Origin of the sequence: Collinsella sp. AM17-1, assembly GCF_003470665.1 — a bacterium.
Taxonomy (GTDB): Bacteria; Actinomycetota; Coriobacteriia; order Coriobacteriales; family Coriobacteriaceae; genus Collinsella.
The window spans coordinates 38,262-46,801 of record NZ_QRJZ01000020.1 but is presented as its reverse complement, the minus strand read 5'-3'; the positions used below and the strand labels follow the sequence as shown (position 1 = coordinate 46,801).

The 8,540-nt window shown below is 60.5% G+C and carries 7 protein-coding genes; 6 read left to right on the top strand and 1 reads right to left on the bottom strand.

Features of this window, described 5'->3' with window-relative positions; genetic code table 11:
* From DW195_RS08700 to DW195_RS08675, 6 genes are all read left to right on the top strand, one after another.
* Positions 1-1,110: amino acid permease (locus DW195_RS08700; RefSeq protein WP_118206478.1), on the top strand; the 1,110-nt coding region annotated here is incomplete at its 5' end.
* A 461-nt stretch (positions 1,111-1,571) separates the two neighbouring features.
* Entirely contained in the window at positions 1,572-1,892 is a 321-nt protein-coding gene (locus tag DW195_RS08695; protein WP_117637613.1) for a hypothetical protein, read from the top strand.
* Positions 1,893-2,013: 121 nt separating this feature from the next.
* Positions 2,014-4,374 carry a ferrous iron transport protein B gene (feoB, locus tag DW195_RS08690; RefSeq protein WP_118206477.1) on the top strand — a complete coding sequence of 787 codons (2,361 nt, stop codon included), beginning with the start codon at positions 2,014-2,016 and terminating at the stop codon, positions 4,372-4,374.
* A 121-nt stretch (positions 4,375-4,495) separates the two neighbouring features.
* Entirely contained in the window at positions 4,496-5,692 is a 1,197-nt protein-coding gene (locus tag DW195_RS08685) for an MFS transporter (protein ID WP_118206476.1), read from the top strand.
* A 153-nt stretch (positions 5,693-5,845) separates the two neighbouring features.
* Positions 5,846-7,222 carry an alpha-amylase family glycosyl hydrolase gene (locus DW195_RS08680; RefSeq protein ID WP_118206475.1) on the top strand — a complete coding sequence of 459 codons (1,377 nt, stop codon included), beginning with the start codon at positions 5,846-5,848 and terminating at the stop codon, positions 7,220-7,222.
* Between the two features lie 3 nt (positions 7,223-7,225).
* Positions 7,226-7,789: a DNA-deoxyinosine glycosylase gene (locus DW195_RS08675; RefSeq protein ID WP_118206474.1), complete on the top strand. Its 564-nt coding sequence runs from the start codon at positions 7,226-7,228 to the stop codon at positions 7,787-7,789.
* A gap of 1 nt (position 7,790) precedes the next feature.
* On the opposite strand, the gene DW195_RS08670 is transcribed toward DW195_RS08675, so the two are convergent.
* Entirely contained in the window at positions 7,791-8,453 is a 663-nt protein-coding gene (locus DW195_RS08670) for a hypothetical protein (protein WP_118206473.1), read from the bottom strand.
* Positions 8,454-8,540: the final 87 nt, after the last annotated feature.

Here is an 8,540-nt window from a genome sequence, read left to right as displayed (position 1 = left end):
TCATGCGGACTCCAAACCGGACCTGATGGTCCAACTTTTTGTCCGCAGTCCCTTTCCATCATCTGTGCCAGCGTGTTTTTGTGGTTCCTCACCGCCCTTGTGCTTCGCGGCGTCAAGGAGGCTGCGGGCATTAACACGATTGTTACGTTGGCGAAGTTGGTGCCACTGGGACTTTTCGTGCTGAGCATCGTGCTCCTGGGTAAGTTCAACGTCGATATCTTTATGGACAACTTCTGGGGCGAGCCGGCTGGTCCTGGGTTTGGCGAGCAAGTTGTCTCGACCATGATCGCCCTTGTCTGGGTCTTTACGGGCATTGAGGGTGCTGTTGTCATTTCGGGCCGCGCAAAGTATGTGCGCGACGTCGGTCGCTCGACGGCACTTGGATTTGCAGCTGTGTTCACGCTGTATCTGATTATCTCGATGCTATCGCTCGGCATTATGCCGCGCACGGAGATGGCGCAGCTCGCAACGCCCTCCATGGCGGGAATTCTCGAGTGCGCAATCGGCCCGGTTGGCGCTGCCATCGTAAACCTTGGCGTTATTCTCTCGTTGGTCGGCGCGCTGCTGGGCTATGTCATCATTGCGTCCGAGACGCCGTTCGAGGCGGCGCGCCAGGGATCCTTCCCTCTGGCGTTTGCCAAGACGAACAAGCACGACGCCCCGGTGGTAACGGTTCTCGTGAGCTCCGGCATTACGCAGCTCTTCTTGATCGTGTCGTATGTGGCGGCGAGCACCTACCAGTTCTTCTATAGCTGCGCAGTCAACACGATTCTGGTTCCGTATGTCTGCTCGGCTGCCTATTACATGGTGATTGGTTGGAAGAAGGAGCATCTGGACGGACCGCATGCGCCAAGCGTCGGCAAGGCGCGATTCTTCGGCACGCTCGGCTTCATTTACACATTGTTCCTTGTGTGGTCGACGGGCCTCCAGGGCGTCATGATCACGACGATCCTTTTTGCTCCGGCCATTCCCGTTTATATGCTGGGCGAGCGAGGTCGCGGTAAGCCGGTACTTCCGCACCTGCACGACAAGCTGATCGCAGCGGTGGTCATTGTCGTGGCGGTCATCTCGCTGTATCTGCACTTTGCCGGCATTGCGCCGATAGTCTAAGACTGCGGCAAGCTTCATCGCTTGGTAAGCCGACGGAGGCGTCGCGTGCCGGTGCCGTTCGGTAATCCATAACTGACGTGGGCCTCTGTAACGTGCCTTTGTGAGCGCCCACCAAGCCCGCGCAGGTGACATTTGTTGCCAGCGCGGGCTTTTGCTGTTGCGGCGAAATAGTTCCTGTTTTTGCTGGTTAAAGCATCAAACAGGAACTATTCCACCGCAACTTGTTTTGATTCGCTGGGGGACGGAGGAAGCGGCGATCCGGAATCCACCTGCACAGTCGCTCCGCATCCCGTCCGTTGGCGCAAGTGGTGCCAAATGTAATCTGCCCCCCTTGCACGCTTGTCCTCCTTGCAGCAATCTGTTGGTTGAACGTCGTTATGTGCTTGCAGTTTCTGGGCAAGCCGTCTCGCAGCAAAGTAGACTAGATGGCCATTTCAAAAAGCCTACTCAGAGGAGGAACCATGCTTGAGGGTACGTATGTGGTTTCGGCCCAGACGCCGGTGGGGAGTAGACGCGGCGAGGTGACGTTTTCACATGGGGTGAACGGCGCGCTCAGGGCAGTACTAAACGTCAGGGGTCTCAATATCGCTCTCTCGAGTGCCCGTGCTGAGGGCGATTTCTTTGAGCTCTTGGGTACTATCTCCCACGTCTTGATGGGCAAGGCGCCCTTTACATGCACGGGGTCGGTCGAGGGTGATCGACTCACTGCTACCGCGCGGTCGGGTTCCGTTTCGATCTCGCTGAGCGGTATGCGTAAAGAGCCTTCGGGGCGCACCGCATAAAGTTTGCGCAGGTAAACATCGGTATTTGACTTTATAAAATAGTTCAGAGCGCTATCATTTGTCGTTACGAGTTGGTTAACCCCGGTAAACGGTTAACCGCGTCTAACGAAAGGATGAGCGCGTGAAGCTCGATACACTCGAGATTGGAAAGGACGCCGTTGTCGCATCGGTGACATCCGACGACCAGGCGCTCCGTCAGCATATTTTGGACATGGGCCTGACGCCGGGCACCGAAGTCACCATGATGAAGTACGCCCCCATGGGCGACCCGCTCGAGATTCGCCTGCGTGGCTACGAGTTGACGCTGCGCAAGGACGATGCCGCTCGCATCGAGCTCGTGGGTATTCACGACACCGATACGGGTCCGCGCGCTAACGCCGCAATCGGCACGACGGAGCATCCGGCCCTGGGCGAGGGGACGTATTCGCCCCGTGCGGCAAAGACGGCCGTGCCCGAGGGCGCGCCGCTGCACTTTGCCCTCGCTGGCAACCAAAACTGCGGCAAGACCACGTTGTTCAACCAACTGACAGGTTCCAACCAGCACGTCGGTAACTTTCCCGGCGTGACGGTCGACCGCAAGGACGGCACTATCCGTAACCATCCCGAGGCAAGCGTTACCGACCTGCCCGGCATCTATTCGCTGTCGCCGTACACGGGCGAAGAGATCGTCAGCCGCCAATTCATCTTGGACGAAAACCCCGACGCCATCATCGACATCATTGACGCCACCAACATCGAGCGTAACCTGTACCTGACACTGCAGCTCATGGAGCTTGACCGTCCTATGGTCATCGCGCTCAACATGATGGACGAGGTGACCGCTAACGGCGGCGCCGTGGACGTCAACCTGCTCGAGAGCCTGTTGGGCGTGCCCGTTGTCCCCATTAGCGCTGCCCGCAACGAGGGCATCGGCGAGCTGGTGGACCACGCCCTGCACGTGGCACGGTTCCGCGAGCGCCCTGGTCGCCTGGACTTTTGTGCGCCCGACGGTCCGGACGGCGGTGCGCTGCATCGCTGCATCCACGGTATTGCTAACCTGATCGAGGACCATGCCGTGACGGCGCACATTCCGGTGCGCTTTGCGGCGACCAAACTGGTCGAGGGCGATGAGCTGGTAACCGAGGCGCTTCACCTGGATCGCAATGAGCTCGACGCTATCGAGCACATCATCACCCAGATGGAGGGCGAGGCCGGCACCGACCGCCTATCTGCGCTGGCCGATATGCGTTTTAGCTTTATCGGCGACGTGTGCGGGCGTTGCGTCGTCAAGCCGCACGAGAGCCGCGAGCACGTGCGCTCCGTCAAGATTGACCGCATCCTGACAGGTCGTTACACAGCCATTCCGGCGTTCCTGGTGATCATGGGCCTCGTCTTTTGGCTGACGTTTGGCGTGATCGGCGCGGCGTTGCAAGGGCTCATGGAGGACGGCATCGCTGCCGTCATCGCCTCGGCCGATGCGGGCCTCAAGGCGTTCGGCACCAACGACGTGGTGCGCTCGCTGGCTGTTGACGGCGTGCTTACGGGCGTGGGCAGCGTGCTGACCTTCCTGCCGATTATCGTCGTGCTCTTTTTGTTCCTCTCCATTCTGGAAGACTCGGGCTACATGGCGCGCGTTGCCTTTGTCATGGATAAGGTGCTGCGTCGTTTTGGCCTGTCGGGCCGTAGCTTCGTGCCCATGCTCGTCGGTTTTGGCTGCACCGTGCCGGCTATCATGTCGACCCGTACGCTCCCATCCGAGCACGACCGCAAGATGACGGTCATGCTCACGCCGTTTATGAGCTGCTCGGCCAAGCTGCCGGTCTACGGTCTGTTGTGCGGGGCGTTTTTCCCGCAAGCGACAGTTCCCGCCATGGTCTCGCTCTATCTGATCGGCATCGTGGTCGGCTGCATCGCGGCTTTGGTGCTCAACCGCACGGCATTTAAGGGCGACCCGGTTCCGTTTATCATGGAGCTTCCCAATTACCGCCTGCCGAGCGTCAAGACGACGGTGATGCTGGCATGGGATAAGGCCAAGGACTTCATCACCAAGGCCTTTACCATTATCTTTGCCGCTACGGTGGTCATCTGGCTCCTGCAGACGTTCGATATCCGCTTTAACGTGGTCGCCGACCAGTCGCAAAGCCTGCTTGCTGGTCTGGGTAGCATCATCGCGCCGGTGCTGGCCCCGCTCGGTTTTGGCGACTGGCGTGCATCCACGGCGCTCGTCACCGGACTTATTGCCAAAGAGAGCGTCATCTCGACGCTCACGGTGCTTTTGGGCGCAACCTCTCCCGCGGCACTGTCAGCCATGTTTTCGCCGTTTACCGCCTACGTGTTCTTGGTCTTTACGCTGCTGTACCCGCCTTGCGTGGCATCCATCGGCGCCGTCAAGAGCGAGTTGGGCGCGCGCTATGCCGTGGCCGTATTCGCGTTTCAGGTGACGGTCGCCTGGATCGTGGCGTTTGTCGTGCATTCGGCGGGCATATTGCTGGGGTTGGCTTAGCTATTTATTGACGGCGCAACCCCTGTGTATTGAGTTGATTGCGGCCCCGCATCTGTTGCTGACGGATGCGGGGCCGTTGCTATATAATCGCCTCCGCTCAAAATGATTGGAGACGTTATATATGAGTCAGGCAAGACAAGATGGCATCTCACTCAAGCAGTGGCTCCCTCTTATCGGGCTCGCCTGTTGTGCGTTCGTGTTCAACACGTCGGAGTTTATGCCCATCGGCCTTCTGACTGATATTGCCGCGTCGTTCTCGCTCACCGAGGCCCAGGCCGGCATCATGATCTCGGTCTACGCCTGGGGCGTCATGCTGCTGTCGTTGCCGCTTATGGTGTTCGCCTCGCGCTTCGAGTTCAAGCGCATGCTGCTCGGTGTGCTTGCCGTGTTCTCGCTGGGCCAGTTCCTGTCCGCCGTGGCGCCCACCTATCCTATTTTGGTTTGCGCGCGTCTGGTGGTCGCCTGCGCGCATGCCGTGTTCTGGTCGGTCGCCTCGATCATGGCCTCGCGCCTGGTCGACAGTCACCACGGGGCGCTCGCCATTAGCATGATCGCCACGGGCTCGTCCATCGCGCAGATCTTTGGCCTGCCGATCGGCCGCGCCATCGGGCTGGCCGTGGGCTGGCGCATGACGTTCGCCGTGGTCGGGGCCTTCTCTGCCGCCGCGGTTGTGTACCAAGCCGCGGTGTTCCCGGCCATGCCGGCGGGCGAGCGCTTTACCGTCAAACAGCTGCCCGAGCTGCTCAAGAACCCGTTCCTGATCGCGCTCTACGCGGTCACGGTCTTTATGGCGACCGGCTATTACGCAAGCTACAGCTATATCGAGCCCTTCCTGGCGCAGGTCGCGCACGTCGACGCGGGCGCCATCACCATGACGCTGACGGCGTTTGGCTGCTCTGGTCTGCTCGGAAGCTGGCTGTTTGGCCGCCTTTTCGATGGGCATCGCTTCCCGTTCTTGGCTATCACGCTCTCCGGCGTGCCGGTGGCCCTGCTGCTCATGGGTTCGGCCGCATCGTCGCTCGCTGCGGTTCTCGCTGTGTGCGCGCTATGGGGCTGCTGCGCCACGGCCTTCAATGTGGCGTTTCAGGCCGAGCTCATCAAGTACACGCCGGCGGATTCGTCGGCCGTCGCCATGTCGATCTTCTCGGGCCTGTTCAACCTGGGTATTGGTACGGGCACGGCGATTGGTGGCGCCGTGGTTTCGGGTCCCGGTATCGCTTGGATTGGCTTCGCGGGCGGGGCGATTACCGTCGTGGGCGTCATCCTCGCCATCACCGTGCTGTTCCCGGCCATACGCCGTGCAAAGCCCGTCGCCTAATCACGTCCCCTCATCAGTTGCGGTGGAATAGAGACTGTTTGCCCGGTTTATTGGTCTCAACAGTCCCTATTTCACCGCAACTTATTTTGGGGGAGGGGATGCACGGCAGGCATACAATGGATGGCGTTGTGTTGAGCTTACCGGGAGGTTGCTATGTGGGCATACGAGACGACGTTCTATCAGATCTATCCGCTGGGCTTTTGCGGAGCTCCGCGCGAAAACGCCGCGCCCGTTGCCGAGGATGAGCTCGCCCAGGCTGCTAACGCCGCGCCAAACCCCGATGCGCCCATCATGAAGATCGCCCAATGGGCCGACTACCTGCAAAAACTCGGTGTTGGCGCTGTACTCATCAACCCGCCGCTCGAATCTGATAGCCACGGCTACGATACACGCAGCCTGCGCCACATCGACCGCCGCCTGGGTGGGGACGCCGACTTTGCCGCCGTATGCGACACGCTGCATGCCCATGGCATCCGCGTGGTGCTCGATGCCGTCTTCAACCACGTCGGCCGCGGTTTTTGGGCCTTCCGCGACGTGCAGGAGCGCAAGTGGGACTCGCCCTACAAGGATTGGTTCCACATTAGCTTTGACGGCGACTCCTGCTATGGCGATGGCTTTTGGTACGAGGGCTGGGAAGGCCATTTTGAGCTTGTGAAGCTCAACCTGCAAAATCCCGCTGTGGTCGATTACCTGCTCGAGTCCGTGCGCCGTTGGGCCGACGTCTTTGGCGTCGACGGTCTGCGCCTGGACGTTGCCTATATGCTCGACCGCGACTTTATGCGCCGCCTGCATGCCTTTACCCGTGAGCTCAAGCCCGACTTTGTGCTGATCGGCGAGACGCTCCACGGCGACTACAACCAGATCGTCAACGACGAGATGCTCGATTCCTGCACCAACTACGAGTGCTACAAGGGCCTGTATTCCAGCTTTAACTCGGTCAATATGTTCGAGATCGCGCACTCGCTGCACCGTCAGTTTGGCGGCGACCCCTGGTGCATCTACCGCGGCAAGCACCTGCTGTCGTTTGTCGACAACCACGACGTGCCGCGCCTAGCAAGCATCCTCACCGACAAGTCGTGCCTGCGCCCCGCCTATGGCATGCTCTTTGGCATGCCGGGCATCCCGTGCGTCTACTATGGCAGCGAGTGGGGAATTGTCGGCGAAAAGGGCGGCTCCGATGGCGACTGGGCGCTGCGACCTGCGCTCAATGCGCCTGCGCCCAACGAGCTGACGACGTTCATCAAGCAGCTCGCGCACCTGCGCTCGGCAAACGACGCGGCGGCACGCGCTCTCAACTACGGCGCGTACCGTAGCGTGGTGATCCAGAACAAGCAGCTGCTGTTCGAGCGCGCCTGCGACGGCGCGACGGTGCTCGTGGCGGTCAATGCCGTGAACGAGCCCTATACCTTTGGAGCTGGCGAACTCAACGGCTCCTTCGTCGACCTGCTTGCCGACGATGCACCCACGGTCGAGCTGGCGGGCTCCCTTGAGCTTGCGCCCTACGAGGTGCGCTATCTGTTGAGGGCCTAGGCCATGGCTGCGTCCGACGAGGGCTATCAACATATTGAGCATGGGTTTGAGCCCGTGTTTGACGAGCGCTCGCGCGTTTTGGTGTTGGGGTCGTTTCCCTCGGTGCTCTCGCGTGCCAATGCCTTCTATTACGGTAATCCCCAGAACCGCTTTTGGCGCGTGATGGCCGCGTGCCTTGGTGCGTCCGTGCCGCCCAACGAGGGCGACGCTTTGGCGAGTGGCGAGCCGGCGACGCTCGACGCCTCGATTGCCGCCAAGCGGGCTATGCTGCTCAACGGCGGTGTGGCCCTGTGGGACGTGATCGAGAGCTGCGACATTAAGGGTTCGAGTGACGCCAGCATCAAAAACGTTGTGCCGGCACATATCGAGCGCATTACCGGCGCAGCTCCCATTGAGCAGGCGATATGCAACGGTGGTACAGCTGGCCGACTCTACAAGCGCTATCTACAAGAACGCACCGGGCTGCCCGCCATCGTTCTGCCGTCGACAAGTCCCGCCAATGCGGCATGGCGCCTGGAACGCCTTGTCGAGCGCTGGCGCGATGCCGTTGATTGGGCTGTTATTTAATTTAGATTTTTGTTTGAGCGTGGGCGCCCAGACGTTTCAGAACGCCTCGCCAGATCGGCGCGGGCACGGCTGGCTCGGCGCAAACCATGCCGTCGGCGTCGACGTTGGCGGCATTGCCGCCGCCAAGTCGCTGTGCATGCTCGACGGAGCAGCCCATGCGCACAGCGCCCACAAGCTTATCCATCGCTTCCGAAAACGGTCGCCGCAAGAGTCCCATGCGCGGGGAGCGACGAAGCGCCGCAATGCCGCTGCCGGCGCAGATGGCAACGCCGCCACACCACAATTGGTCATGGCGCTCACATGCCTTGTGCAGGCGAACGGCGGTCTCACGCGCCTGCTCAGTGCCCTGTTGTACGGTTCGAATCGCGGCATAGACGCGCGTTCCCGTACCGCCAAAGCGCTCAAGCGCCTGCTCGATGGCTGTCAACGTCTCATCGTCAGCCACATCTTCAATGGCTAGCACGATGCCATCGGCAACGCTGCCGGCGTCATTTGCCTTCAAGTCGACCGGGCGGGGGAGTACGGTGTCGGAAAACCGGGCATAGGCGGCGATGGCATCCTGCAGGTCCCAGAGCAAAAAACCAAGATCGGCGCTATTGGGAATACTGATATACGCAATGGTGTGCAGTGTTTTTGGTACGTCGCCACGCGTGATTGTCTCCATGCCATCTCCTTTCCGGCTCGTTTCCGTTTAGGTTACACCGTCTGGTGACGCTTCGCCGCGCTATCCTAGTGCAACCCTTACGAAAGG

Coding starts and splice junctions, on each gene's coding strand:
- DW195_RS08670 (WP_118206473.1), bottom strand. CDS start 8,453: ATGGAGACAATCACGCGTGGCGACGTACCAAAAACACTGCACACCATT.
- DW195_RS08675 (WP_118206474.1), top strand. CDS start 7,226: ATGGCTGCGTCCGACGAGGGCTATCAACATATTGAGCATGGGTTTGAG.
- DW195_RS08680 (WP_118206475.1), top strand. CDS start 5,846: ATGTGGGCATACGAGACGACGTTCTATCAGATCTATCCGCTGGGCTTT.
- DW195_RS08695 (WP_117637613.1), top strand. CDS start 1,572: ATGCTTGAGGGTACGTATGTGGTTTCGGCCCAGACGCCGGTGGGGAGT.
- DW195_RS08685 (WP_118206476.1), top strand. CDS start 4,496: ATGAGTCAGGCAAGACAAGATGGCATCTCACTCAAGCAGTGGCTCCCT.